The sequence below is a fragment of the Rhodoferax sp. GW821-FHT09E07 genome, from assembly GCF_059416145.1.
In genome coordinates this window covers 348,903-372,249 of record NZ_JBWKOP010000006.1, presented here as the reverse complement: position 1 = coordinate 372,249, position 23,347 = coordinate 348,903, and the positions used below count along the sequence as shown (strand labels likewise).

25 protein-coding genes are annotated in these 23,347 nt (G+C 65.1%); 15 read left to right on the top strand and 10 right to left on the bottom strand.

Annotation, left to right across the window (positions count from 1 at the left end; translation table 11 throughout):
- Positions 1 to 18: 18 nt before the first annotated feature.
- From cueR to AC07OE_RS14270, 5 genes are all read right to left on the bottom strand, one after another.
- On the bottom strand, positions 19 to 465 hold the full coding sequence (gene cueR, locus AC07OE_RS14290) for a Cu(I)-responsive transcriptional regulator (protein WP_495071237.1): 447 nt from the start codon (positions 463 to 465) through the stop codon (positions 19 to 21).
- Positions 449 to 646, bottom strand: a complete 198-nt coding sequence (locus tag AC07OE_RS14285) for a heavy-metal-associated domain-containing protein (RefSeq protein WP_479621993.1) — start codon at positions 644 to 646, stop codon at positions 449 to 451. The genes cueR and AC07OE_RS14285 overlap by 17 nt, the downstream gene beginning before the upstream one ends.
- Before the next feature lie 79 nt (positions 647 to 725).
- Positions 726 to 1,355, bottom strand: a complete 630-nt coding sequence (locus AC07OE_RS14280) for a YbhB/YbcL family Raf kinase inhibitor-like protein (RefSeq protein ID WP_495071236.1) — start codon at positions 1,353 to 1,355, stop codon at positions 726 to 728.
- 69 nt (positions 1,356 to 1,424) lie between these two features.
- On the bottom strand, positions 1,425 to 2,261 hold the full coding sequence (locus AC07OE_RS14275; RefSeq protein WP_495071235.1) for a helix-turn-helix transcriptional regulator: 837 nt from the start codon (positions 2,259 to 2,261) through the stop codon (positions 1,425 to 1,427).
- Positions 2,258 to 3,163 carry a LysR family transcriptional regulator gene (locus tag AC07OE_RS14270; RefSeq protein ID WP_495071234.1) on the bottom strand — a complete coding sequence of 302 codons (906 nt, stop codon included), beginning with the start codon at positions 3,161 to 3,163 and terminating at the stop codon, positions 2,258 to 2,260. Before AC07OE_RS14270 ends, AC07OE_RS14275 begins: the two co-directional genes overlap by 4 nt.
- Positions 3,164 to 3,265: 102 nt before the next feature.
- Between AC07OE_RS14270 and AC07OE_RS14265 the strand changes: the two genes are divergently transcribed.
- From AC07OE_RS14265 to AC07OE_RS14255, 3 genes are all read left to right on the top strand, one after another.
- A complete protein-coding gene (locus tag AC07OE_RS14265) occupies positions 3,266 to 4,681 on the top strand; it encodes an MFS transporter (protein ID WP_495071233.1) in 1,416 nt (471 codons plus the stop codon).
- Between the two features lie 38 nt (positions 4,682 to 4,719).
- Positions 4,720 to 6,948 carry a heavy metal translocating P-type ATPase gene (locus AC07OE_RS14260; protein WP_495071232.1) on the top strand — a complete coding sequence of 743 codons (2,229 nt, stop codon included), beginning with the start codon at positions 4,720 to 4,722 and terminating at the stop codon, positions 6,946 to 6,948.
- Between the two features lie 88 nt (positions 6,949 to 7,036).
- Complete coding sequence (locus AC07OE_RS14255) at positions 7,037 to 7,432, top strand: MerR family transcriptional regulator (protein WP_495071231.1); 396 nt, start codon at positions 7,037 to 7,039, stop codon at positions 7,430 to 7,432.
- On the opposite strand, the gene AC07OE_RS14250 is transcribed toward AC07OE_RS14255, so the two are convergent.
- The gene (locus AC07OE_RS14250; protein ID WP_495071230.1) at positions 7,429 to 7,680 is read right to left on the bottom strand and encodes a hypothetical protein; all 252 of its coding nucleotides are present in this window, start codon (positions 7,678 to 7,680) and stop codon (positions 7,429 to 7,431) included. The two genes, AC07OE_RS14255 and AC07OE_RS14250, sit on opposite strands and share 4 nt — an antisense overlap.
- Before the next feature lie 104 nt (positions 7,681 to 7,784).
- Between AC07OE_RS14250 and AC07OE_RS14245 the strand changes: the two genes are divergently transcribed.
- On the top strand, positions 7,785 to 8,123 hold the full coding sequence (locus tag AC07OE_RS14245) for a YnfA family protein (protein ID WP_495071229.1): 339 nt from the start codon (positions 7,785 to 7,787) through the stop codon (positions 8,121 to 8,123).
- 16 nt (positions 8,124 to 8,139) lie between these two features.
- Here the strand turns inward: AC07OE_RS14245 and AC07OE_RS14240 are convergent, their stop codons facing one another.
- Positions 8,140 to 8,694, bottom strand: a complete 555-nt coding sequence (locus AC07OE_RS14240) for a DUF4124 domain-containing protein (protein WP_495071228.1) — start codon at positions 8,692 to 8,694, stop codon at positions 8,140 to 8,142.
- Positions 8,695 to 8,956: 262 nt separating this feature from the next.
- Here AC07OE_RS14240 and AC07OE_RS14235 point away from each other — a divergent pair, with 262 nt between their 5' ends.
- Together AC07OE_RS14235 and AC07OE_RS14230 are read left to right on the top strand one after the other, a co-directional pair.
- On the top strand, positions 8,957 to 10,513 hold the full coding sequence (locus tag AC07OE_RS14235) for a methyl-accepting chemotaxis protein (protein WP_495071227.1): 1,557 nt from the start codon (positions 8,957 to 8,959) through the stop codon (positions 10,511 to 10,513).
- Positions 10,514 to 10,532: 19 nt separating this feature from the next.
- Positions 10,533 to 11,720 carry a YbfB/YjiJ family MFS transporter gene (locus AC07OE_RS14230; protein WP_495071226.1) on the top strand — a complete coding sequence of 396 codons (1,188 nt, stop codon included), beginning with the start codon at positions 10,533 to 10,535 and terminating at the stop codon, positions 11,718 to 11,720.
- Between the two features lie 55 nt (positions 11,721 to 11,775).
- Here the strand turns inward: AC07OE_RS14230 and AC07OE_RS14225 are convergent, their stop codons facing one another.
- Both AC07OE_RS14225 and AC07OE_RS14220 read right to left on the bottom strand, forming a co-directional pair.
- Positions 11,776 to 13,395 carry a GMC family oxidoreductase gene (locus AC07OE_RS14225; RefSeq protein ID WP_495071225.1) on the bottom strand — a complete coding sequence of 540 codons (1,620 nt, stop codon included), beginning with the start codon at positions 13,393 to 13,395 and terminating at the stop codon, positions 11,776 to 11,778.
- A 38-nt stretch (positions 13,396 to 13,433) separates the two neighbouring features.
- Positions 13,434 to 14,189 (bottom strand): class II aldolase/adducin family protein, encoded by a 756-nt coding sequence (locus AC07OE_RS14220; protein ID WP_495071224.1) that lies wholly within the window; start codon positions 14,187 to 14,189, stop codon positions 13,434 to 13,436.
- A 105-nt stretch (positions 14,190 to 14,294) separates the two neighbouring features.
- Here AC07OE_RS14220 and AC07OE_RS14215 point away from each other — a divergent pair, with 105 nt between their 5' ends.
- Positions 14,295 to 14,990 carry a Crp/Fnr family transcriptional regulator gene (locus tag AC07OE_RS14215; protein ID WP_495071223.1) on the top strand — a complete coding sequence of 232 codons (696 nt, stop codon included), beginning with the start codon at positions 14,295 to 14,297 and terminating at the stop codon, positions 14,988 to 14,990.
- Positions 14,991 to 14,999: 9 nt separating this feature from the next.
- Here the strand turns inward: AC07OE_RS14215 and AC07OE_RS14210 are convergent, their stop codons facing one another.
- Entirely contained in the window at positions 15,000 to 15,581 is a 582-nt protein-coding gene (locus AC07OE_RS14210) for an NADPH-dependent FMN reductase (protein WP_495071222.1), read from the bottom strand.
- 397 nt (positions 15,582 to 15,978) lie between these two features.
- On the opposite strand from AC07OE_RS14210, the gene mnmG reads away from it, so the two are divergent.
- The 8 genes from mnmG to AC07OE_RS14170 all read left to right on the top strand — a co-directional run bounded on the left by mnmG (position 15,979) and on the right by AC07OE_RS14170 (position 23,338).
- Positions 15,979 to 18,027 carry a tRNA uridine-5-carboxymethylaminomethyl(34) synthesis enzyme MnmG gene (gene mnmG, locus AC07OE_RS14205; protein WP_495071221.1) on the top strand — a complete coding sequence of 683 codons (2,049 nt, stop codon included), beginning with the start codon at positions 15,979 to 15,981 and terminating at the stop codon, positions 18,025 to 18,027.
- Positions 18,028 to 18,064: 37 nt separating this feature from the next.
- Positions 18,065 to 18,721, top strand: a complete 657-nt coding sequence (locus AC07OE_RS14200) for a hypothetical protein (RefSeq protein WP_495071220.1) — start codon at positions 18,065 to 18,067, stop codon at positions 18,719 to 18,721.
- A gap of 5 nt (positions 18,722 to 18,726) precedes the next feature.
- Positions 18,727 to 19,266 carry a DUF4124 domain-containing protein gene (locus AC07OE_RS14195; RefSeq protein WP_495071219.1) on the top strand — a complete coding sequence of 180 codons (540 nt, stop codon included), beginning with the start codon at positions 18,727 to 18,729 and terminating at the stop codon, positions 19,264 to 19,266.
- Positions 19,253 to 19,936, top strand: coding sequence for a 16S rRNA (guanine(527)-N(7))-methyltransferase RsmG (gene rsmG / locus AC07OE_RS14190; RefSeq protein WP_495071218.1), 684 nt, complete (start codon positions 19,253 to 19,255; stop codon positions 19,934 to 19,936). The genes AC07OE_RS14195 and rsmG overlap by 14 nt, the downstream gene beginning before the upstream one ends.
- 344 nt (positions 19,937 to 20,280) lie before the next feature.
- Positions 20,281 to 20,898, top strand: coding sequence for a LysE family transporter (locus tag AC07OE_RS14185; RefSeq protein ID WP_495071217.1), 618 nt, complete (start codon positions 20,281 to 20,283; stop codon positions 20,896 to 20,898).
- A gap of 52 nt (positions 20,899 to 20,950) precedes the next feature.
- Positions 20,951 to 21,736 (top strand): ParA family protein, encoded by a 786-nt coding sequence (locus tag AC07OE_RS14180; protein WP_495071216.1) that lies wholly within the window; start codon positions 20,951 to 20,953, stop codon positions 21,734 to 21,736.
- A 72-nt stretch (positions 21,737 to 21,808) separates the two neighbouring features.
- Positions 21,809 to 22,351, top strand: a complete 543-nt coding sequence (locus tag AC07OE_RS14175) for an RBBP9/YdeN family alpha/beta hydrolase (RefSeq protein ID WP_495071215.1) — start codon at positions 21,809 to 21,811, stop codon at positions 22,349 to 22,351.
- Positions 22,352 to 22,378: 27 nt separating this feature from the next.
- Positions 22,379 to 23,338: a ParB/RepB/Spo0J family partition protein gene (locus AC07OE_RS14170; protein WP_495071214.1), complete on the top strand. Its 960-nt coding sequence runs from the start codon at positions 22,379 to 22,381 to the stop codon at positions 23,336 to 23,338.
- Positions 23,339 to 23,347 lie beyond the last annotated feature (9 nt).

Here is a 23,347-nt window from a genome sequence, read left to right as displayed (position 1 = left end):
TGCGCAAGCAGCTATCAATTACGTAGCGGTTTGGGCGATGCCCGCCAGGTCGTCCAGGATGGGACAGTCGGGCCGTTCGTCGCCATGGCAGCAGTCCACCAGGCCGCTCAGCGTGCGCTGCATGCTTTGCATGGCTTCGATGCGCTGGGTCAGTTCTGCCATGTGTTTTTGGGCAATGGTCTTCACGCTGCTGCTGGCGCGGCGGCGGTTTTGCCACAGGCCCACCAACTCGGCAATCTCTGCCATCGAGAAACCCAGGTCGCGGCAGCGCTTGATGAAGCGCAGCGTGTGCACATCGGCCGGGCTGTAGAGGCGGTAGCCGCTGTCCGTGCGGTTCACCGTGCCCAGCAGCCCCAGCGATTCGTAGTGGCGCAGCATCTTGGCAGACACGCCGCTTTGGCGCGCGGCTTCCCCGATATTCACGGGTTCGCCAGACACCGCCGCGTGCTTAGGCTGCAACGGCATAGCCTTCTTCGGCAATGGCGTGGGCCAAGGCTTCGCGCGGCTGGGTGGACTCCACATCCACCTTGTTCTGGCTGCGGTCGATGGTGACCTGGGCTTGCGGGTCGGCGTCTTGGATCGCGCGGGTGACGGCTTTCTCGCAGTGGCCGCAGGTCATGCCGGTGACGGTAAAGGTTTGGTGCATCACAACTCCTGTTTTGAATGGATGCAGGAATTGTGAACCTTGCTACCGTGGGAAGGTCAAGCGCGGGGCCTTTATTCGATTAGCGACCGTAAGTGGCCGTGAAGCTGGCCTTGCCCAGCAGGTGCGCGCCCAGGCCCTTGTTCAGGATGAAGCCGTGCAGGCCCGCGGTGCCGGTTTTGGGAATGCCGCCAGCGGCCTGCAGGTCGTCCACGTCGTAGGCAAACAGCGTGAAGATGTAGCGGTGCGGCTTGTCGCCCACGGGCGGGCAAGGGCCGCCGTAGTTGCCGTTGCCGCCTGTGGCGCCGGTGTCGTGGAAGTCGGTGCTACCGCCAAACGCGGGGGCGGGCAGCGTGGCCGCCGCATTGCCCGCGCCGCGCGCCAGGCCGGTGGCGCTGGCGGGGATGTTGTAGACCGTCCAGTGCCAGAAGCCGCTGCCCGTGGGCGCGTCGGGGTCGTAGACGCTGAGGGCCAGCTTCTTGGTGCCGGCGGGCAGGTTGTCCCACTGCAGGGCGGGCGACACATTGCCGCCGGAGCAGCCAAAGCCGTTGAGGACAAACTGGTTGTCAAACGACCCCGAGGCCAGGTCTGTGCTGCTGAGGGTGAAGGGTTTGGTTTGGGCCCAGGCTGCGCCGCTGGGGAGTGCCAGGCTGGTGGCCAGCAGGGCGGCTGCGCCCAGGGTGCTGAGGGATGTGCGTACGGTGAATGTCATGGCTGCTTTCCTTCCAAAAGACTGCGCTCATTGCGCAAGTCGATTGTTCGGCGGCGAGCAGTCGGCGCGTTAGCCGCTAACGCTGCTTTCCTGTGCCAAAGCGCTTTTTCTGCTAACGGTGGGCGTTGCCTCTGCGTTGCGCACGGACGAGGGGCTGAGGCCAAAGCGGGTGCGGAAGGCGGCGGTGAAGCGGCTGTGCGACTCGTAGCCGCAGCGCTGTGAGATTTGCCCCACCGGAATGTCGGTGGACTGCAGCAGGCTCAGGCCCAGCTCCAGCCGCACCTCGCGCAGGCAGGCGGTCACGTTGCTGTTTTCCTCCTGCAGGCGCTGGCGCAGCGTGCTGCCGCTGAGCAGAAAGTGCTGGGCCAGCGTGTCCACCGACCAGTCGGCGTGCGGGCTCTGCGAAATCAAATTGGTCACCCGGTCGGTCCACGACAGGGGCACGCGGCTGGGGAACACCAGGCGCTGCTCGGCCAGTGTCAGCAGCATCTCTACGCCACGGTGCACCGCGCTGGGCGAAAGCCCTTGGTCCGCCGCGCGCCGCGCGCGTTCCCAGGTTTGCGCCCAGTCTTCGGGCGCGGTGGTGGTGGCCAAGCCGCTCAGCGGTGGCTGGCCGGCCAGCGCGGGGTAGTGGCTGGCAAAGGCGTCCAGCACCGCTTCGGGAATGGCCCACACGCTGGCTGCGTAGCGCCCCGAGGGGCCGATATGGTTGGACACATCCCACTGGTGGCCCGCGCCCAGCAGGCACAGGCCGCCGGCCTGCACCATCAGCTGCCCGTCGGCCCGCTGCGGCGTGATGATGCCCTTGGTGCCCGCGCGCACCCACACCACGCCCGGCGAGCGCACGCGCACAGTCTTGAGGGTGTGGCTGACGGCCACCGAAATGTCGGAGAAATGCGGGTTCATGGGGCTAGTGTGTCTGATGCGCAGACGTCCCGCACGCAGCCGCGCAACCAGCGGTGTGCTGGGTCGGCATGCTGGCGCGGGTGCCAGAGCAGGGAGACGGTGAATTCGGGCGCGGCAAAGGGCAGTGCGAAGCTGTGCATGCCGGCGCGCAGCACGCCGGTGTGGCGCTCGGGCACGCTGGCGATGAGGTCGGACGCGCGGGCCACTGCGACGGCGGTGGAGAAGCCGTCGACGATGGTGCGCACTTGCCGCTCCAGCCCCAGCGCCTGCAGGGCTTCGTCCAGCTGACCCTTGTCCAGCCCGCGGCGCGAGACGTTCACATGCTGCCCCGCTGCGTAGCGCGCGGGGGTGATCTCGCCAACGCTGAGCGGGTGGCCTGTGCGCACCACGCCAATGTGGCGGTCGCGGAACAGGGCCTGGGCGCGTAGCTCGGGGCCCATGCTGCCTTCCACCACGCCGGTTTCCAGGTCCACCGTGCCGTCGCGCAGCGGGCCGCTGTCCTTGTCGGGCTTTTGCACAAAACGCAGGCGCACGCCGGGCGCCTCGGCTGCCACGCGGGCAATCAGGGCGGGGCCAAAGTTCTCCACAAAGCCTTCGCTGGTGCGCAAGGTGAAGGTCCGCACCAGTTGCTGCAGGTCGATGTGCTCGGTGGGGCGCAAGGCGGCTTCGGCGTCCTGCACCAGCTGGCCTACGCGCTCGCGCAGCTCCAGCGCGCGCGGTGTGGGCACCAGGCCGCGGCCGGCGCGCACCAGCAGCGGGTCGCCTGTGGTCTCGCGCAGGCGGGCCAGCGCCCGGCTCATGGCCGAGGGGCTCAGGCGCAGCCGCCGCGCGGCACCGGCAACGCTGCCCTCTTGCAGCAGCACATCCAGCGTGACCAGCAGGTTGAAGTCGGGGGTGGACATGGGCGAACCATAGCGCAAATGGCATGACATGGCGCTGTGTGCATGAATACAGTGCAAATGCTGCGTCTTCCGCCATGCCAGTGAAAAACCTACGCTTCAAGCATGCAAACCTCACCCACTTCTCTTCCCGCCACCGCCCGCTGGGCGTTGGCCAGTCTGTCGCTGTCGCTACTGCTGTCTTCGCTGGGCACCAGCATTGCCAATGTGGGGCTGCCCACGCTGGCGCAGGCGTTTGGCGCATCGTTCCAGCAGGTGCAGTGGGTGGTGCTGGCGTACCTGCTGACCATCACCACGCTCATCGTTAGCGTGGGGCGGTTGGGCGATCTGGTGGGGCGCCGGCGCCTGCTGCTGGGTGGCATTGCGCTGTTCACGGTGGCATCTGGCCTGTGCGGGCTTGCGCCCACGTTGCCGCTGTTGATTGCCGCCCGCGCACTGCAGGGCCTGGGTGCGGCGGTGATGATGGCCATCACCATGGCGCTGGTGGGCGAGATCGTGCCCAAGGCGCGCACCGGCAGCGCCATGGGCCTGCTGGGCACCATGTCGGCCGTGGGCACGGCGCTCGGGCCTTCGCTGGGCGGTGTGCTGCTGGCCACGCTGGGCTGGCGCGCGCTGTTCCTCATCAACCTGCCGCTGGGGGCGCTGGCCATCGTGCTGGCCTGGCGTTGTCTGCCTGTGGACCGCACCGCGGCTGCGCAGGGTGTAGTGCGTTTTGACATGGCGGGCACGCTGCTGCTGGCGCTCACGCTGGCGGCCTATGCGTTGGCCATGACCTTGGGGCGCGGCCACATGGGCGTGGTGAACTTGGCGTTGCTGGCAGCCGCAGCACTGGGCGTGGCCTTGTTTGTGCGCACCGAAGCGCGCGCCACATCGCCGCTGGTGGCGTTGGCCATGTTCCGAGAGGCCGGTTTGAGCGCAGGCTTGGCGATGAATGCACTGGTGTCCACCGTGATGATGGCGACGCTGGTGGTGGGCCCGTTCTACCTGGCACGTGGGCTGGGGCTGGATGCGGCGTGGGTGGGCGGCGTGATGGCGGTGGGCCCGGTGGTCTCCGCAGTCAGCGGCGTGTTCGCGGGCCGCATGGTGGACCGCTGGGGTGCGTCGCGCATGGTGGTGGCGGGGCTGGTGGCTATGGTGGCAGGGGCCGTGGGCTTGTCGGTGTTGCCCCCGCTGCTGGGCGTGTCGGGCTATATCGTTGCCATGGCGGTGTTGACACCGGGCTACCAGCTGTTCCAGGCGGCCAACAACACGGCTGCGTTGCAGGACGTACGCGCGGACCAGCGCGGCGTCACTTCCGGCATGCTGAATCTGTCGCGCAACCTGGGGCTGGTGACGGGCGCTTCGCTGATGGGCGCGGTGTTTGCCTGGGCTGTGTCGGCGGTGGATGTGGGCACGGCACCGCCTGCCGATGTGGCTGCCGGCTTGCAGATCACCTTTGCCGTGGCGGCTGCTTTGGTGGTGGGCGCGCTGGCCCTGGCCATAGCGGGCCGGGTGCGGGCAAAACCCTTGGTCGTGTCATGACTTGACCTTCCCCCCATGGCAAGGCCTAAGCTCTTGCCATGACTACTGAAACTGCATCCCCCGCGACCATCGATATCGGCATTGGCGGCATGACCTGCGCATCGTGTGTGATGCGGGTCGAAAAAGCGCTAAAGAAAGTACCCGGCGTGGAGAACGCCACGGTGAATCTGGCGACCGAGTCGGCGCGTGTGCAGGTGAGCGACGCGGGCCTGGAAGCCCGCCTGCGCCGCGCGGTGCGCGATGCGGGCTATGAACCACTGGCGCCCAGCGCGGCGATTGACGCGGTGGATGTGTCGCCCTGGGCCGGTTTTGGGCCGGTAGGCATAGGCCTGGCGCTGTGCGCACCGCTGGTGGTGCCCATGCTCGGCGATCTGTTCGGCAAGGACTGGATGCTGCCTGCGCTGTGGCAATTCTTGCTGGCCACACCGGTGCAATTCATTCTGGGGGCACGCTTCTACAAAGCCGGTTGGCATGCGCTCTTGGCGCGCACCGGCAATATGGATTTGCTGGTGGCGCTGGGCACCTCGGCGGGCTGGGCGCTGTCCATGTGGCTGTGGCTCACCGCGTCAGACCATTCGGCGCATGGCATGCCGGCCATGGCGCCACACCTGTACTTTGAAAGCAGTGCCGTGGTGGTGACGCTGGTGCTGCTGGGCAAGTGGCTGGAGGCGCGCACCAAGCGCCAGACGACCGCCGCCATCCGCGGGTTGCACAGCCTGCGGCCCGACACGGCCCATTTGTTGGGGCGTGAAGGCGAAGTGGATGTGCCGGTGGCCGAGGTGTTGGTGGGCGACAAGATCGTGGTGAAGCCCGGCGAGCGCTTTCCCGTGGACGGCACGCTGCTAGAAGGCCGCACGCAGGTGGACGAATCCATGCTGACCGGCGAACCGCTCCCCGTGACCAAGGAGGTGGGCGCCAAGCTCACCGGCGGCAGCATCAATGGCGAGGGCCGTGTGGTGCTGCAGGTGCGCGCAGTGGGGGTGGATACGGTGCTGTCCCACATCATCCGCCTCGTAGAAGATGCGCAGGCCGCCAAAGCGCCCATCCAGCGGCTGGTGGACCAGGTGAGCGCGGTGTTTGTGCCCGTGGTGCTGGTGATTGCGCTGGTGACACTGCTGGCCTGGTGGTTGACCGGCCACAGTTTTGAAGTCGCATTGATCCACGCCGTGGCCGTGCTGGTGATTGCCTGTCCCTGCGCGTTGGGTCTGGCTACGCCGGCGGCCATCATGGCGGGTACCGGCGTGGCGGCGAAGCACGGCATCCTCATCAAAGACGCGCAGGCACTGGAGCTGGCGCACACCGTGAACGTGGTCGCTTTTGACAAGACCGGCACGCTGACCGTGGGCCAGCCGCGCCTGACCGCACTTCTTCCCGTGGGCTTCGCGGAGGACGAAGCCTTGCGCCTGGCCGCGAGCCTGCAAAGCGGCAGCGAACACCCGCTGGCGCACGCAGTAGTGGCGGCTGCCAAGGCCAAGACGATGGACGTGCAAGCCCCCACGGATGTGCAAGCCGTGCCGGGCCGTGGCACGCAGGGCATAGTGGCCGGGCGCACGCTGCTGCTGGGCAGCCTGCGCTGGATGGCCGAGCTGGGTGTGAATCTGGCTGCTGTGACGGCCCGGGCCGCGCAACTGCAGGCCGATGGCGCCACCGTGTCTGCGATGGCCGAGCAAACCGAGAGCGGTGTGACACTGCTTGCCCTGCTGGCCTTTGCCGACGAACCCAAGCCCGGCGCGAAAGAAGCGCTCGCCACCCTGACGGCCCGCGGCATCCAGACCGTCATGATCTCGGGCGACAACCGAGGCGCCGCCGAAGCCATGGCACAGCGCCTGGGGCTGGAGGCGAAAGACGTGCTGGCCGAAGTGTTGCCCGGTGACAAGGCTGCGAAGGTGGCCGAACTCAAAGCAGGTGGAAAAGTCGTGGCGATGGTCGGTGATGGCGTGAACGACGCTCCCGCGCTGGCCGCTGCCGATGTCGGCATGGCCATGGCCAACCCCAATGGCGGCGGAACCGATGTGGCCATGCACGCCGCTGGTATCACCCTCATGCGCGGGGACCCGCTCTTGGTGGCTGGCGCGCTGGACATCAGTCGCCGCACGGTGGCCAAGATCCGCCAAAACCTGTTTTGGGCCTTCGCCTATAACGCAGCCGGCATTCCGCTGGCGGCGCTGGGCTACCTGAGCCCGGTGGTGGCCGGTGCGGCCATGGCGCTGAGCTCGGTGAGCGTGATGACCAACGCCTTGCTGCTCAAGCGTTGGAAGCCGGATTGATGGTCAAATGACCTGCTAGCCCCCGTGGAATAAGCAAAAGCAGCTCCTAAAATAAGAGCATTGATTCAGCCCCAATCGGAGACCCGCCATGTGGATCGGTGAACTGTCAGAACGCAGCGGTGTCTCGCGCGACACCATCCGCTTCTACGAGAAGCGCGGCTTGCTGCAGGCCCAGCACCGCGACGCGGACACCGACTATCGCGTGTACGGCAGTGCCAGCCTGCAGCGGCTGGCCCACATTCAGAAGCTCAAGGACGCGGGCTTCACGCTGCAGGACATTGCCAATCTGTTGGGTGAAGCGGGCGGTGCGCCCTCGTGCGCGGCGCTGCCCGCACGCTTGGCGCAAAAGGTCTTGCAGCTGGAAACCCAGATGGCGCAGCTCAAGCACCAGCACCAGACGCTGCTGGCCGTGCAGCGTGCTTGTGATGGCGACTGCACGGCGGTGGACGGCCTGCCCAGCTGCATGCCGGGCTGCGTGGCCTAGCGCGGGGCATCGCGGTCCGCGCAATCCAGATGGCATGCCGGCGCCTGGCGTTTGCGCCACGCGCGCCAAGCCAGCAGGGCCGCCGTGGCCAAGGCCAGGCCGCTGGCCAGAGGCTCCAGAAAAAAGGCCAGGCCGGTGAGGGCCGTGGAACCCAAAGTCAGAGCCAGTACGGGGAGCGTGCAGCAGGCCACACAGGCGGCCCCGGTAAACCAGGCCAGACCGCGGGAAGACAGGGAGAAACGTGTCATGGGAAACTTTCAACACAGTGGAACAGGTCCCCATGCTAGGCCCTGGAGTGCACTCCAGGGTCAATAATTCCCTCACTTCTCCCCATGGCTTCCAAGGAAATTGCATGCATCCTCTGCTTACCACCACCGGTCTCTACGTGCTCACCGCGGTGGCCGAGATTGTGGGCTGTTACCTGCCCTGGCTGTGGCTGAACCAGCGCGCGCCGGTGTGGGTGCTGCTGCCAGCCGCTTTGTCACTGGCGTTGTTCGTCTGGTTGCTGAGCCTGCACCCAGCAGCCAGCGGGCGGGTGTACGCGGCCTACGGCGGGGTCTATGTGGTGACGGCGCTGGCTTGGTTGTGGCTGGTGGACGGCATTCGTCCCCAGCTGTGGGACTGGGTGGGCGCTGGCCTGGCGCTGGCCGGGATGGCGGTCATGGTGCTGGCGCCGCGCGCACCCGCCTAGGTCTGGCGCGACCTGCCTATTTGGCGCAGGCCGAGAAGTGGTTGTTGCCGTTGGACATGCACTGGTAGAAGCTGCGGTCCTTGCCGGTGGAGAACTGGCAGTGGGCCAGGGTGGTCTGGGCCTTGGCGCGGCGCAGATTGGCCGCGTTGTTGTCGTAGTCGGCCTGGGTGATGTAGCCGTCTTTCAGGTTCTTGGCGCTCACTTCCAGCGCGGTGTCGGCCTGGTCCTGCGCATTCTTGACCGCGCTCATGCAGTCCAGCGGCACCTCTTTGCTGTCCTTGGTTTTCAGGGCCTTTTCCATGCCTTTGGCCAGGTCTTGCACGTCCTTGGGAATTTTCTTGGTGCCGTCGGGGTTGTATTCGGTGGCGGGTGGGGCCTTGCCGTTGTTGTCGCCGCCAAAGCCGCTGTTGCTGCGCAGTTTCAGCGCTTCGGCGCCCTTGTCGGTTGCGGGTGGCTGCGAGCCGTAGTGGGTTTTGCCGTCCGCGTCCACCCATTTGTAGACACCCTCTGCGTGCCCCCCCATTGTGGTGAGCAACAAGGCAAGGGACAGGAGGACGGAATGCAGGCGCATGGTGGGGTTTGGGAAGAAGCTGAGGTTCGGGGTGAAATTCTATGCCAGCCCCCGAAGGGGTTGTGCACACAGCTATCAAATCAATAGCGATGTGGGGCACCTTGACCTGGGTCAAGGGCGAATGACAGCTTGCGCTGCACACTTGGCACGATGCCGGTTGATATCCATGTCCCGGGGTGACCAATCCCGGCCATGGCCTTGCCCCTGTAAGCTTGCCCCGGTACACGCAAGCTTTTAGACTCCCAAAAAAGGAAGACAAACCATGAACACCATGTCCCTGATGCGGCTTTTTACGATTCGGCTGCGCATGTTGGGCGCCATTGCCATGGTGTTGGCCCTGCTGGCGGTGGTGGGGGCCGGCGGTTTGTGGGGGATGGCGCAGATCCAGGCCGAGAGCGACGCCTTTCTGGACAACTCCTTTGCCCACGTGCAGCACCTGGGCCGTTTGCAGGCTGCCATCAGCGCCGTGCGCCAAGCCGAGAAGGACATGATCATCGCCTACGAGACCCCGGCCGAGGTGGAGAAAGCCTATGCGCGCTGGAAGACCAACCTGACGACGGTGAACGACATCACGGGCCACCTGCTGGAGGACGGCGACAACAAGGTGATTCGTGGCATGCAGGCCAACCTGGCCTCCTATGTCCAGCTGATGGAACCCGTCGCCAGCCAGCTCAAGACCAGTGGCTACGAGTCCGCGACGACGGCCAACCGCATGGCGCAGAAGGCGCTGGCCGAGGTGGAGAAGGTGCAGCAGCAGACGCACGAACTCGAAGAAGTGCTGCAGAACGAGGCCAACGACGCCACCCACAAGCAGCAGAACGTGGGCCAAACCATCAAATGGCTGTTCATTGCCGCGCTGGCGCTGGCCGTGGTGGTGGTGGTGCCGCTGACCATCCTGAACATGTTGTCCATCTGCCGGCCTCTGGAGCAGGCGCGCCAGTTGGCCCAGGCGATTGCCGGGGGTGACCTGTCGCAGCGCGTGGACGTGGATGGCAAGGACGAGGTGGCCGACCTGCAACGGGCGCAAAAGGCCATGCAGGAGGGCCTGGGGGCTCTGGTGTCGCAGGTGCGCAACGCCAGCGAAAGCGTGGCCCTGGCCAGCCAGGAGATTGCCTCGGGCAACCAGGATCTGTCGCACCGCACCGAGCAGTCGGCCAGCAGTGTGCAGGACACGGTGACCTCGCTCTCTGACCTGACCACCAATGTGCAGCAGACCGCCAGTGCCGCGCAGACCGCGCGCCAGCTGTCTGATTCGGCCTCCACCCTGGCCGCCCGCGGCGGCAAGGTGGTGACCCAGGCGGTGGGCAGCATGCATGAGATCTCGGCGTCCAGCCGCAAGATCAACGACATCATTGGCCTGATCGACTCGATTGCCTTCCAGACCAACATCCTCGCGCTGAATGCCGCGGTGGAGGCGGCCCGTGCGGGAGAGCAGGGCCGTGGCTTTGCCGTGGTGGCTTCCGAGGTGCGCAGCCTGGCCAAGCGCTCGGCCGATGCGGCCCACGAGATCAAGCTGCTGGTGAGCACCAGCGTGACCGCGGTGGATGGCGGGGTAAAGCTGGTGGAAGAGGCCGGTGCCGCGATGCAGGAAATGGTAGACGGGGTGCAGCGCGTGGGCGCCATCATTGGCGAGATCAGTACCGCGGCGACCGAGCAGTCCACCGGCATTGCCCAGGTGAACGCGTCGGTGGGCAATATCGACCAGGCCACGCAGCAGAACGCGGCGCTGGTGGAGCAGTCTGCCGCGGCGGCCGAGTCGCTGCGCGAGCAGGCTGGCCGCCTGGCGGAAGTGGTGCGCCAGTTCCGCCTGAGTGTCTGAGGCGCGGGCGGTAGCCCCGGTGACGCACCCTCCCACCGATCGCCAGGCCTGGGCGCTGGCCCTGGCCTTGTCGCTGGGGGCCGCGGTGTCGCTGGGCATCACCCGCTTTGCCTACGGCCTGTTGCTGCCGGCCATGCGCGCCGACTTGGGCTGGAACTACACGCTGGCCGGTGCCATGAACACGGCCAATGCACTGGGTTACTTTGTGGGCGCGTTGGCCACCCCGTGGCTGATGCGGCGCCTGGGACCTTCCGCTTTACTATGGGGTGGGGCGGTACTGGCCAGTCTCTTCATGGGGCTGAGCGGGTTTTTCACCGAGGCGCAACCGTTGCTGTTGCAGCGCCTGCTGGCGGGTGTGGCCAGTGCGCTGGTGTTCATCGCGGGCGGCCTGTTGGCAGCCCGGCTGGGCGCGCGCTACCCACGGCATACGGGCTTGTTGCTGGGCCTGTACTACGGCGGCACGGGGTTGGGCATTGTGGCCTCGGCCCTTCTGGTGCCCTGGGTGCTGGAGGCTACCCAACACCAAACCCATGGCTGGCGCTGGGCCTGGTGGATGCTAGCGCTGGCTTGCATGGCTGCCAGCGCGATGCTGGTGTGGCCCGCGCGCGTGATGGCACGCTGGGCGCTGCCTGCCGCAGCCAGCGGTGCGCAGGGCCATTTCCGTTGGCTAGCGTTTAGGTACGGGCTGGCGGGCTACACGCTGTTTGGCGTGGGCTACATTGGCTACATGACCTTTGTGGTGGCGCTCCTGCGCGCGCAGGGCAGCAGTGCGCTGGCGGTTACGGTGTTCTATGCGCTGTTGGGTGTCGCCGTCATCGCGTCCAGCCGCATCTGGGCTGGCTTGCTGGACCGGTACCCGACCGGGCGCCCGCTGGCCACGCTGAATGCACTGCTGGGTGTGGCCACGGTGCTGCCTGCGCTTACCCAATGGTGGCCCATGGTGCTGGTCTCCGGCCTGTTGTTTGGCGGGGTGTTTCTGTCGGTGGTGGCGTCCACCACGGCGCTGGTGCGCCATAACCTGCCACCGGCTGCCTGGGCCGTGGGCATCAGTGCCTTCACCACAGTGTTTGCCGCGGGCCAGATCATTGGCCCTACGGTGGTGGGCTGGATTGCCGATGGTCCCGGCGGGTTGGCGCGGGGGCTGGTGTTCTCGGCCGGCGCCCTGTGGCTGGGTGCGCTGCTGGCCCTACGTCAAAAATCACTCTAGCCCCCGTCAAATCATCGTCAACAGCTCCTGTTTTGATAGCGTTAGCCGTGTTCCATCAGGCGGCAGCGCGGATCAGGCGCGCCGCTTTTTCCGCAATCATGATGGTGGGGGCGTTGGTGTTGCCGGTGACCAGGTGGGGCATGATGGACGCGTCCACCACACGCAGGCCGCGTACGCCGTGCACGCGCAGCTCGGGGTCCACCACGGCCATGGGGTCGTTGGCGGGGCCCATCTTGCAGGTGCCGCTGGGGTGGTATTCCGTGTCCGAGTGGTCGCGCAAGAACTGCTCGATCTGTGCGGTGTTGTTCCGGTCGATGGGGTAGAGCATCTGGCCGCGGTAGGCGTCCAGCGGCTGGGCCTGCATGATGTCAAAACCCATCTGCGTGCCCTTGACCAGCGTGGCCATGTCGTCGGGGTCGCTCAGGTAGGCGGGGTCGATGCGCGGCGCGTCGGTGGGCTTGGCGCTTTGCAGGGTCACGCTGCCGCGGCTCTTGGGGCGCATCAGCGTCACGTGCAGCGTGTAGCCGTGGCCCAGGTGGGTCTTGCGGGTGTGGTCGTCCACGATGCCAGTGCACAGCGCGAGCTGGATGTCGGGCGCGTCGGCCTCGGGCCTGGTTTTCAGAAAGGCTTGCGATTCGGCCACGTTGGTGGTGACCCAGCCGGTGCGCTGCTTGCGCCATTCCAGCACCGACTTGGCCACCGCCCAGGCGCCCTTGGCGGACAGGCCCAGTGCGGCGTCAACCCGCTGGGTGCGGTAGATGAGCACGGTGGTCACATGGTCTTGCAGGTTCTGGCCCACGCCGGGCAGGGCGTGGCGCACAGGAATGCCGTGCTCGCGCAGGTGCGCCGCCGGCCCCACGCCCGAGAGCATGAGCAGCTGGGGCGAGCCAAAGGCGCCGCCGGACAGCACCACCTCGCGCCGGGCGCGCACTTCCAGCACCTGGCCGTCGCGCGCATATTGCACGCCCACGGCGCGCTGGTTCTCACCCGTGCCTTCGAACAGCACCTTGTTGGTGTGTGCGTGGGTGATGACGGTGAGGTTGGGCCGGCCCAGATGGGGCGTGATGTAGGCGCGTGCGGCACTCCAGCGTTCGCCGTCTTTCTGGGTGACTTGCGCGGGCGAGCAACCCAGCTGGTTGGCGCCGTTGTAGTCGGGCGTGCGGGGCAGGCCCTGTGTTTCGCAGGCTTGCAAAAACGCGTCGTTGAGTTTGCTGGGGCTGCGCAGGTAGCTCACATTGAGTGGTCCACCCACGCCGCGGTAGGCGTTTTCGCCATGGCACTGGTTGTTTTCGGACTGCTTGAACAGCGGCAGCACATCGGCATAGCTCCAGCCGGTATTGCCCTGGGCCGCCCAGCGGTCGTAGTCGTAGGCGTTGCCACGCGTGTAGACCATGGCGTTGAGCGAGCTGCTGCCACCCATGACCTTGCCGCGCGGCGCAAAACCGCGGCGCCCACCCAGGCCAGCCTGGGGCACGCTCTCGTAGTTCCAGTTGAAGATGCCCAGCCGGGCCGTGGCCGCGAAGCCTAGCGGTGCGTGGATGAAGGCGCTGCTGTCGGGGCCACCGGCCTCTAGCAGGCAGACCGTCACGTTGGGGTCTTCGCTGAGGCGGCTGGCCACCACACAACCGGCGGAACCGCCGCCAACGACGATGTAATCAAATTCTTGCAAGGGCATGGAAAAAGCTAAGTGGGCGCGGCCGCAGCCGCGCGGGGTCAATCTTGGTAGCTGGGGTCGGTGCGGTTGAGCTTGCGGATCAGGGCGGGCCAGACAAAGGCGCCGCCCAGGCCGCCGGTTTGTACGCGCATGGCCTCGGCCACGCCTTTTACAATCTGCGGGTTCACCTGGGTCAGTTCGCCACCGGCCTGGGCGCTGAGCTGGATCTGGCAGGTGGACTCCAGCGTGTACATGCTGAGGAACGCATCGGCAATGGTCTTGCCCACGGTGAGCAGGCCGTGGTTGCGCAGCACCAGAAAGTTGGCGTGGCCCAGGTCCGCCTGCAGGCGGGGCTTCTCTTCGTCGCGGAAGGCCACGCCTTCGTACTCGTGGTACGCCAGTGAGGCGAGCACAAAGGTGGATTGCTGGCTGATGGGCAGAATGCCGGCCTTTTGCGCACTGACGGCCACGCCGGCACGCGTGTGGGTGTGCATCACGCAGCCCGCGTCCTCGCGCACCTCGTGCACAGCGCTGTGGATCACAAAGCCAGCCGGGTTGACGGGGTAGGGCGAGTCGATGAGCTTGTTGCACTGCTGGTCCACCTTGACCAGGCTGCTGGCGGTGATCTCGTCAAACATCAGCCCGTAGGGGTTGATGAGGAAGTGGTGCTCCGGTCCGGGAATGCGGGCGCTGATGTGGGTGAAGACCAGATCGCTCCAGCCATACAGCGCCACGAGCCGGTAGCACGCGGCCAGATCCACACGCAGTTTCCATTCTTCGGGGCTGACCTGCGATTGCACTGAGGGGGTGGCCATGCGACATCTCCAGAAATTTTGTAGGGACTTGGCCACGTTAACCGGGCGCCAAGCTCTAAACTGTTAAAAAATTAACAATCAAGGGTAATCACCGGGGGGAAATGGATGGGGTACTCAAAAGCCGAGCTGCTGCACAAGCTCTCGCTGAACGCTTGGTTTGAAAGCCTGCCGCTGGCGGACCGCAAGGCCATGCTGTCGGCAGCGGCGCTGGTGCCAGTGCGCGCGGGCGATGTGCTGTACCACAAGGGCGAGACGACCGGTGGTTTCTACGGCGTGGTGGAGGGCGCCTTCAAGGTGTCCAGCCTGGGCGAGGATGGGCGCGAGGGCATTCTCTCCATCATGGAGGAGGGCAACTGGTTTGGTGAGACCACGCTGCTGGATGGCCTGCCCCGACCCCATGATGTGACGGCGCTGCACGAAGGCGTGGTGCTGCTGATCCTGCCCAGCGACTTTTCTGCGCTGATGCAGCGTGCGGGCTTTGCCCAAGGAATTGGTGCGCTGCTGTGTACGCGCGTGCGGGCGTTGTACGGTTTGGTGGAGGATGCCATGCTCCGCTCCACCCGTGCGCGCGTGGCCCGCCGCCTGCTGGCCCTGGCGCGCGGCGACACTACCATGGCACCGCAGGCGCGCACCATCATCACCGTTTCACACGAGGCCTTGGCGATGATGCTGGGCGTCACGCGCCAGACGCTGGCCAAGGAGTTGAAGTACCTGGTGCGCGAGGGCGTACTCGCCCTAGGCTATGGGCATATCGACATTTTGTCGTTGCCAGGCCTCGAGAAGCTGGGCGCTGCCCGCTAACTGTTTGGCTTAAGTGGCCAGGCGCGGGGCCGCCCAGAGCACCTGGTCCACCACGGTCTGCACGCCACGGCGCTGGCGCTCTTCGATGAGCTGGCCTTCATCGTCAAAGGCCTTGCCGGCCGAGCCCAGCGCAAACTGTTTGGGCGCGAGCCAGCAGTGCAGAGCTAGCAACAGCGGCTGCAAATGGCTAAGTGAGCGCAAACCTCCCAGTGCGCCTGGCGACGCACTGAGCAGCCCTACCACCTTGCCCGCAAAGGGTTTCTCACCGTCCGCCCACACCGGGTGGCCCTTGACCGGGCTGCTGGCCCAGTCCAGCGTGTTCTTCATCAGGCCGGTGTAGCTGCCGTTGTACTCGGGCGAGACGATGATCCAGGCCGGGTGCGCATCCATGATTTCCTTGAGGCGAATCACATCTGCCGGGGTGCCTGTGGCTTCGAGGTCGGCGTTGTAGAGCGGGATGTTGAAGTCGCTCAGTTCGAGGTGGGTAACCTCGGCGCCAGCCTCGCGGGCCAGGGCTGCGGCCACGTGGGCGAGGCGGCGGTTGAAGGAGTGTTGGCGGGTGCTGCCCGCGAAGATCAGGAGTTTTGTCATGGGTTGGATTGTCGCCAAGTCCGGACTCTTTTGTTCGCCCGCGGTGGGGGTGGGGTATGCGTTTTGCTTCGTGTCCCCCGCCCGCTTTGCGGGCTCCTCCTTGACCTACGTAAAACGCATACCCCACCCCCGCCGCTCGAATTTGCAATTCAATGCGGGAGCGCCAATTCCTCGTTGGATTCAGTGGGCTGGGTGCTCTGCAAAGTGAGGTCAAGGAGGAGCCCGCGCTGCGGGCGGGGGACACGAACGGCGCAGAGTACACAGTCCGTTGAATCCCGCAGCAACGCGGCCCATCCAAAGCCGGCGTGCCAAAAAATCAGGCACCCGCTAAAATCATCGCCTTCCCCCTCACTTGACGCGCACCCTCCCTGTCTTTGGCGCGCCCGAATAGAACACCATGTTGTACCCACAAGATTTCGATGTCATCGTCGTTGGCGGCGGCCATGCCGGCACCGAGGCTGCGCTTGCTGCCGCCCGCATGGGCTGCAAGACGCTGCTGCTCTCCCACAACATCGAAACCCTGGGCCAGATGAGCTGCAACCCGAGCATCGGCGGCATTGGCAAGGGCCACCTGGTGAAAGAGGTAGATGCCATGGGTGGTGCGATGGCCCTGGCTACCGATGAATCGGGCATCCAGTTCCGTATTCTTAACAGCAGCAAGGGCCCGGCCGTGCGCGCCACGCGTGCCCAGGCCGACCGGGTGCTCTACAAAGCCGTCATCCGCCGCATGCTGGAAAACCAGCCCAACCTCTGGCTGTTCCAGCAGGCGGTGGACGACCTGATGATCGAAGGTGACCGCGTGGTTGGCGCCGTGACGCAGGTGGGCATCCAGTTTCGCGCCAAGACCGTGGTGCTGACCGCCGGCACCTTCCTGGACGGCAAGATCCACGTGGGCCTGAACAACTACGCCGCCGGCCGGGCCGGGGATCCGCCCGCGGTGTCCTTGTCCGCACGCCTGAAAGAACTCAAGCTGCCACAGGGCCGCCTGAAGACCGGCACGCCGCCGCGCCTGGATGGCCGCACCATTGACTTCAGCAAATGCATTGAGCAACCCGGTGATGGTGTGCCCGGTGGCATGAGCGACGTGATGCCGGTGGCCAGCTTCATGGGCAATGTGGCCATGCACCCACAGCAGGTGCCGTGCTGGATCACCCACACCAACGAGCGCACGCACGACATCATCCGCAGCGGCTTTGACCGCAGCCCTATGTTCACCGGCAAGATCGAGGGCGTGGGCCCGCGCTACTGCCCGAGCGTGGAAGACAAGATCAACCGCTTTGCCGACAAGGACAGCCATCAGATCTTTCTGGAACCCGAAGGCCTGACCACGCACGAGTACTACCCCAACGGCATCAGCACCAGCCTGCCGTTCGACATCCAGTATGAACTGGTGCGCAGCATGGCCGGGTTGGAGAACGCCCACATCCTGCGCCCTGGCTACGCCATCGAGTACGACTACTTTGATCCACGCTCCTTGAAAAGCAGCTTTGAGACTCGCCAGATTGGCGGCCTGTTCTTCGCGGGCCAGATCAATGGCACCACGGGTTATGAAGAGGCAGCGGCCCAGGGCCTGTTTGCCGGCATCAACGCCGCGCTGCAGGTGCGCAGTCTGGGCGGTGGCGATGTGGCGCTGAGCGCTGCAGGTGCTGCTAGCTACACGGGCGACACTTGGCTGCCCGGCCGCGACCAGGCCTACCTGGGCGTGCTGGTCGACGATCTGATCACCAAGGGTGTGACCGAACCCTACCGCATGTTCACCAGCCGGGCCGAATTCCGCCTGCAGCTGCGTGAGGACAATGCGGATGACCGACTGACCACGGTGGGCCGGGCGCTGGGCCTGGTGGACAACGCACGCTGGGATGCGTTCTGCCGCAAGCGCGATGCGGTTTCACGTGAAACAGAGCGCCTGAAGGCCATCTGGGTGAACCCGCGCAATCTGGCGGCCGAGGAATCCGAGCGCGTGTTGGGCAAGGCCATCGACCATGAGTACAACCTGGGTGACCTGCTGCGCCGCCCCAACATCAGCTACGCCGCGTTGATGTCGCTGGACCACGGCAAGTACGCCAACCGCGATCTGGCACCCCCTGTTTCACGTGAAACCGCGGATGTGCCACTCAGCGTGGAAGTCGCAGCGCAAGAGGCTTTTGTGGCCGCCGTGGTGGAGCAGGTGGAGATTGCCGCCAAGTATTCGGGCTACATCGACCGCCAGAAGGATGAGGTGGAGCGCGCCGCCCATTACGAAAACCTGCGCCTACCGGCGGAGCTGGACTACATGCAGGTCGGCGCCCTGAGTATCGAAGCACGCCAGCGCCTGAACAAATACCGGCCCGAAACCCTGGGTCAGGCGTCACGCCTGTCGGGCATCACACCCGCCACCATCTCGTTGCTGTTGATCCACCTGAAGAAGGGCAACTTCCGCGGTTTTGCCGAAAAGGTGGCAGCGTAAACTAGCCCCTTTTCCAAAGGGCCTGGGAGGGCTGTGCATGCCGCGTGCGATTGTTCTGGTGCTGACCTTGATCGGGATTTTGGTGATCCCCTTGGCGTTAAAGAAGTGCGCATCACCCAAGACACCACCCATGGCGGTGGCCCCCTCCGGTGCACCGCTGGCACTCGCAGCCAGCAGCCCGGAGCCCGTGGGCAACAAGCCCATCGGCTATGGCATGACCTTTGGCCCGGCAACGCTGGAAGACAACGACCCCAAGGACGTGGCCAGCCTGGAGTGCGACGCGGGCGAATCCACGCTGGACCGCCCCTACAAAGGTGGCTGCAACCCCACGGTGGGCGACACCAGCTGCCGCATGGTGCTGCCGCTGCTGTGTATCAAGAAGGGCGACTTGCCCCGACCCAGCGGTCTGAGCGGCAATGGCTGGACGCGCGGTGATCTGGCTGCCACACAGGCGGTGATGGGTGCCACCATCGATTCCGAGATGAAGGCGAATGTGATGTGCGAGCGCGAGCTGGGCCCCGGCTGGCGCATGGCTACCTTTGCCGATGGTGGCAACTACATGGACGACCAGAACTACGACCACGAAGCACGTGGGGATGTCTGGGGGCTGCAGGGTCGCCTGGGTGCGGGCATCGGCGGCAATGGCCGCTACTGGGTGAACTCTCCGGGCCAGTCGGCCAATTGCTGGAACTGAATGTGATGCAACTTTCTCGCGTCTTCGTGGCGGCCGTAGGGCTGGTTCTGCTGGCGGCGTCGGCGCAGGCCGAGGTGTTCAAGTGCAAGGGCGCCGACGGCAGGGTGGTGTTCAGTGACCACGCGTGTGCCGCGGACCAGACGAGTTCGACGGTGCCGGGCATTACCAAATCCGCCACGAAACCCGTGCCATCCGTGGAGCCTGCGACGGCCCTGGAGCAGGCCAAGCGCCAACAAATGCAAGCCGGGCTGAGCCCCGAGTGCCAAGCTCTGGGGGATAAGGCCTCTCAACTGTTGCGATCCGATGCCGGGCTGGAAGAGATCAAGCGTGCGGTGTCCGAGTTCGAGGGACGTTGCGGTGACCAGGTGGAGAAAGCCTGGCGCGCATCCGGCCAGGCCCGCCCCGCCGGCAAACCTGACGCTGCCAGCTGCCGCATGCTGCGCCAGGTGCGCGACGATGCCAAGGCTCGGCTGTCCAAGATGACTGACAAGGAAAAGATGGAATACGCAAAACTGCAGAACGAGGTGTCCGTTGCCTGCCCCTAACCTGAACCACCGCGAGGTGTTGGTCCAAGCACTGCCAACTTTGGGCCTGGCGCTGGACGACACACAGGTCACGGCACTGCTGGACTACCTGGCCTTGATCCAGAAATGGACCAAGGTCTACAACCTGACCGCCGTACGTGACCCCGACGAGATGCTGACCCACCACCTGCTGGACAGCCTGGCCGTCATCGTGCCTTTGCAAAAACAACTGGCGGTGTTGGTGGGGCAGGGTGTGGTGGGTGACAAACCTCGGTTGCTGGACGTCGGGTCGGGTGCTGGTTTGCCCGGTATTGTGATTGCCATTTGCTGCCCGCACATCACGGTGCATTGTGTGGACACGGTGGCCAAGAAGGCAGCCTTTATCCAGCAGGTGGCGGTGACGCTGAAGCTGCCCAATCTGCGGGGCATCCATGCGCGGGTGGAAAGTTTGACCGAGCCCTACGACGTGGTGAGTTCGCGTGCTTTTGCGTCGTTGGTAGATTTCACGACCTGGTCGGAGAAGGCGCTGGCGGGGCAGGGGGTGTGGATGGGAATGAAGGGCAAGCATCCTCTCGACGAGCTGGCCGCTTTGCCATCTTCGGTGGAAGTGTTTCACGTGGAACAACTGGATGTGCCGGGGTTAGGTGCTGAGCGGTGCATTATTTGGATGCGGAAGAGGGCGGTGGTTTAAGTCCCTCGCTATTCAACTTTGATGGGGGCTGGGTAGGGGTTGGCGTTTTGCTTCGTGTCCCCCGGCCTTCGGCCTCCTCCTTTACCTACGCAAAACGCCAACCCCTACCCAGCCAACGGAAAGGGTGGTGTGCCCACGGTGGAAAACCCATTCCTTTGTTCGTAGCTGCGTGACAGGGGTGCGCCCCAAAGTGAGGTCAAGGAGGAGGGCCAAAGGCCCGGGGGACACGAACGGCGGGGCGTACCCCTGGCGCGTAGCGGGCACAGAACAACAGGCAAGAACGCCAAAAAGCTGCGCCAGAATTTCCAACGTAAACTCAGCCCTTCCCCTGAAAGAAAACCACCATGCTCGGCGTCACCGATTACGGCACTTTTGTCATCACCATCATCGTGTTTCTGGCCATTCCCGGACCGGGCAATCTGGCGCTGGTGACATCCACCAGCAAGGGTGGCATTGCGGGTGGGCTGGCCGCTACGCTGGGCGTCATTCTTGGTGACCAGGTGCTGATGTGGTCGGCCGTGGCCGGTGTAGCTGCCTTGTTGGCGGCCTACCCCGAAGCCTTCCACGCTGTGCAGTGGATGGGCGCTGCGTACCTGGCCTGGCTGGGTTTCAAGATGCTGACCACCAAACCCGGCGCTGCGCCGGTACTCAACATCAAGGCCGGCCACTACCTGCGCCAAGCACTGCTCATCACCTTGCTCAATCCCAAGGCCATCTTGTTTTACATGGCCTTCTTCCCGCTGTTTGTGGACCGCGCCAGCCAGCAGGGTCTGGTGACCTATGGCTTCATGGCCGCCACCATTGCCTTCCTCACTTTCTTGTACGGCTTGGGCGCCACGCTGCTCACGCACTTTCTGGCCGAGCGCATGCGTGCCAATCCCAAGATTGGCCGCGTGCTGGAAAAAGTCGCGGGCCTGTTCCTGGTCGGCTTTGGCATCAAGCTGGCCCTGCAGTCGCGCTGAGCGCCCGCACCCTTTCGCACCGGTTTTCTAGTCTCTTCACGTAAAGCGCTCTATGGCCAAAATTTTCTGCGTTGCCAACCAAAAGGGTGGCGTTGGCAAGACCACCACCACCGTCAACCTGGCGGCTGGCCTGGCCAAGGTGGGCCAGCGCGTGCTGATGATTGACCTGGACCCGCAAGGCAACGCCACCATGGGCTCCGGCGTGGACAAGCGCAAGCTGGAGCTCACCATTTACGACGTGCTGCTCGAATCCGCCTCCGTGGTCGAAGCGCGCGCCACGAGCGAGAAACTTATCGAAGGTGGTTGCGGCTACGACATCTTGGGCGCCAACCGCGAACTCGCCGGTGCCGAGGTGGAGCTGGTGGAAGTGGAGCGCCGCGAAAAGCGCCTGAAGCAGGCGCTGGCCGTGGTCGATGCCGAGTATGACTTTGTGCTCATCGACTGCCCCCCAAGCTTGAGCATGCTGACGCTCAACGGTCTGTGCTGCGCGCACGGCGTCATCGTGCCCATGCAGTGCGAGTACTTTGCGCTCGAAGGCCTGACCGATCTGGTCAACACTATCAAGCAGGTCAAGGCCAACCTCAACGACGACCTGCAGATCATCGGCCTGCTGCGCGTGATGTTCGACCCGCGCATCACGCTGCAGCAGCAGGTCAGCGACCAGCTCAAGGCGCACTTTGGCGACAAGGTGTTCAACACTGTGATCCCGCGCAATGTGCGCTTGGCCGAAGCGCCCAGCTATGGCGTGCCCGGCGTGGTGTTTGACCCCAATTCCAAGGGCGCACAGGCCTTTATCACCTTTGCGCAAGAGATGGTGGACCGCATCCAGGCCATGTAGGCGTTTGCAATCTAAATAGACCTCCAGCCCCCGTCGATATTGCGCCAGTAGCTCCTGAATTTATAGCAAACCATGTCTGCCCCCACCGTTCTCATCCTGCCCGGCTGGCAAAACTCCGGCGGCGCCCACTGGCAGAGCCGCTGGGAAGCGCTGTACGGCTACACGCGCGTGCAGCAGCACGACTGGATGCAGCCGCTGCGGGGTGACTGGATGATGCAGCTGGAAGAAGCTGTGCTGGCCGCACCCACGGTGGTGCTGGTGGCACACAGCCTGGGCTGCATGCTCACCGCCGCCTGGGCCCAGCATTCACAAAACACGCACAAGGTGCAGGCCGCGTTTCTGGTGGCGCCTGGCGACCCGGAGCGCGAAGAGTTGCGCGCCGCGCTCAAGAGCTGGTGGCCCGTGGTAATGGACAAACTGCCCTTTGCCGCCGAGCTGTTGGGCAGCCAGAACGACCCGTATTGCAGCTTCGCCCGCGCGCAGCACTTTGCCACCGCCTGGGGCGCTGAATTCATCGACTACGGCGCGGCTGGCCACATCAATGCCGATACGGGCCTGGGTGACTGGGCCGATGGCCACGCGCGATTGCAGGCTCTCATCGCCCGCACGGCCTGAACCTGAATTTCATAGGAAGAAGAAAACATGGTCACGAAGAAACCCAAGGGACTGGGCATGGGCTTGGAGGCGCTGTTGGGCCCCAAGGTGAAGGACACGCCCGCGGCCGACGCGGCACCCAGCAACCCCGGCACGCCCAACACCCTGCTGCTGACCGACATGGTGGCCGGTGTTTACCAGCCGCGCACGCGCATGGACGAGGGCGCGCTCTACGAGCTGGCCGAGAGCATCAAGGTGCAAGGCATCATGCAGCCCATCCTGGTGCGCCAGCTCGACGACGCCGACGCGGCCAAGCACATCGGCGATGGACGCAAACGGCCCATCTACGAAATCATTGCCGGTGAACGCCGCTTCCGCGCTGCCAAGCTGGCCGGGCTGGACAGCGTGCCCGTGCTGGTGCGCGATGTGCCCAACGAGGCCGCCGCGGCCATGGCGCTTATCGAGAACATCCAGCGCGAAGACCTGAACCCGCTGGAAGAAGCGCAGGGCCTGCAGCGCCTGATCAAGGAGTTTGGCCTCACGCACGAAACTGCGGCGCAGGCCGTGGGCCGCTCGCGCAGCGCAGCATCCAACCTGTTGCGTTTGCTGAACCTGGCTGACCCGGTGCAGACCATGCTGATGGCCGGGGACATCGACATGGGCCACGCGCGTGCACTGCTGGCGCTGGACCGTGGCACGCAGATCACCGCGGCCAACCAGATTGCGACCAAGAAGATGTCGGTGCGCGAGGCCGAGAGCCTGGTGAAGAAACTCAGCGCCGAGTTCTCGCTCACACCGCAAAAAACCGCCAAGGAAAAGTCGCGCGACATCAAGCGCGTGGAAGAGGAGCTGTCGGACCTGCTCATGGCCCAGGTGGACGTGCACATCAAGAAGCGCGTGAAGCGCAACGGCCGCTTTGAGGAAATGGGCGAGCTGGTTATCCAGTTCGGCTCCATCGACGAGCTCAACGGCCTGATTGAGCGTTTGGCCCCCGGCGGCAACCGCTAATCGCTATGA

Excerpts from the sequence above, each read along its gene's own strand:
- cueR (WP_495071237.1), bottom strand. The coding sequence starts at position 465 with ATGCCGTTGCAGCCTAAGCACGCGGCGGTGTCTGGCGAACCCGTGAAT.
- AC07OE_RS14285 (WP_479621993.1), bottom strand. The coding sequence starts at position 646 with ATGCACCAAACCTTTACCGTCACCGGCATGACCTGCGGCCACTGCGAG.
- AC07OE_RS14280 (WP_495071236.1), bottom strand. The coding sequence starts at position 1,355 with ATGACATTCACCGTACGCACATCCCTCAGCACCCTGGGCGCAGCCGCC.
- AC07OE_RS14275 (WP_495071235.1), bottom strand. The coding sequence starts at position 2,261 with ATGAACCCGCATTTCTCCGACATTTCGGTGGCCGTCAGCCACACCCTC.
- AC07OE_RS14270 (WP_495071234.1), bottom strand. The coding sequence starts at position 3,163 with ATGTCCACCCCCGACTTCAACCTGCTGGTCACGCTGGATGTGCTGCTG.
- AC07OE_RS14265 (WP_495071233.1), top strand. The coding sequence starts at position 3,266 with ATGCAAACCTCACCCACTTCTCTTCCCGCCACCGCCCGCTGGGCGTTG.
- AC07OE_RS14260 (WP_495071232.1), top strand. The coding sequence starts at position 4,720 with ATGACTACTGAAACTGCATCCCCCGCGACCATCGATATCGGCATTGGC.
- AC07OE_RS14255 (WP_495071231.1), top strand. The coding sequence starts at position 7,037 with ATGTGGATCGGTGAACTGTCAGAACGCAGCGGTGTCTCGCGCGACACC.
- AC07OE_RS14250 (WP_495071230.1), bottom strand. The coding sequence starts at position 7,680 with ATGACACGTTTCTCCCTGTCTTCCCGCGGTCTGGCCTGGTTTACCGGG.
- AC07OE_RS14245 (WP_495071229.1), top strand. The coding sequence starts at position 7,785 with ATGCATCCTCTGCTTACCACCACCGGTCTCTACGTGCTCACCGCGGTG.
- AC07OE_RS14240 (WP_495071228.1), bottom strand. The coding sequence starts at position 8,694 with ATGCGCCTGCATTCCGTCCTCCTGTCCCTTGCCTTGTTGCTCACCACA.
- AC07OE_RS14235 (WP_495071227.1), top strand. The coding sequence starts at position 8,957 with ATGAACACCATGTCCCTGATGCGGCTTTTTACGATTCGGCTGCGCATG.
- AC07OE_RS14225 (WP_495071225.1), bottom strand. The coding sequence starts at position 13,395 with ATGCCCTTGCAAGAATTTGATTACATCGTCGTTGGCGGCGGTTCCGCC.
- AC07OE_RS14220 (WP_495071224.1), bottom strand. The coding sequence starts at position 14,189 with ATGGCCACCCCCTCAGTGCAATCGCAGGTCAGCCCCGAAGAATGGAAA.
- AC07OE_RS14215 (WP_495071223.1), top strand. The coding sequence starts at position 14,295 with ATGGGGTACTCAAAAGCCGAGCTGCTGCACAAGCTCTCGCTGAACGCT.
- AC07OE_RS14210 (WP_495071222.1), bottom strand. The coding sequence starts at position 15,581 with ATGACAAAACTCCTGATCTTCGCGGGCAGCACCCGCCAACACTCCTTC.
- mnmG (WP_495071221.1), top strand. The coding sequence starts at position 15,979 with ATGTTGTACCCACAAGATTTCGATGTCATCGTCGTTGGCGGCGGCCAT.
- AC07OE_RS14200 (WP_495071220.1), top strand. The coding sequence starts at position 18,065 with ATGCCGCGTGCGATTGTTCTGGTGCTGACCTTGATCGGGATTTTGGTG.
- AC07OE_RS14195 (WP_495071219.1), top strand. The coding sequence starts at position 18,727 with ATGCAACTTTCTCGCGTCTTCGTGGCGGCCGTAGGGCTGGTTCTGCTG.
- AC07OE_RS14185 (WP_495071217.1), top strand. The coding sequence starts at position 20,281 with ATGCTCGGCGTCACCGATTACGGCACTTTTGTCATCACCATCATCGTG.
- AC07OE_RS14180 (WP_495071216.1), top strand. The coding sequence starts at position 20,951 with ATGGCCAAAATTTTCTGCGTTGCCAACCAAAAGGGTGGCGTTGGCAAG.
- AC07OE_RS14175 (WP_495071215.1), top strand. The coding sequence starts at position 21,809 with ATGTCTGCCCCCACCGTTCTCATCCTGCCCGGCTGGCAAAACTCCGGC.
- AC07OE_RS14170 (WP_495071214.1), top strand. The coding sequence starts at position 22,379 with ATGGTCACGAAGAAACCCAAGGGACTGGGCATGGGCTTGGAGGCGCTG.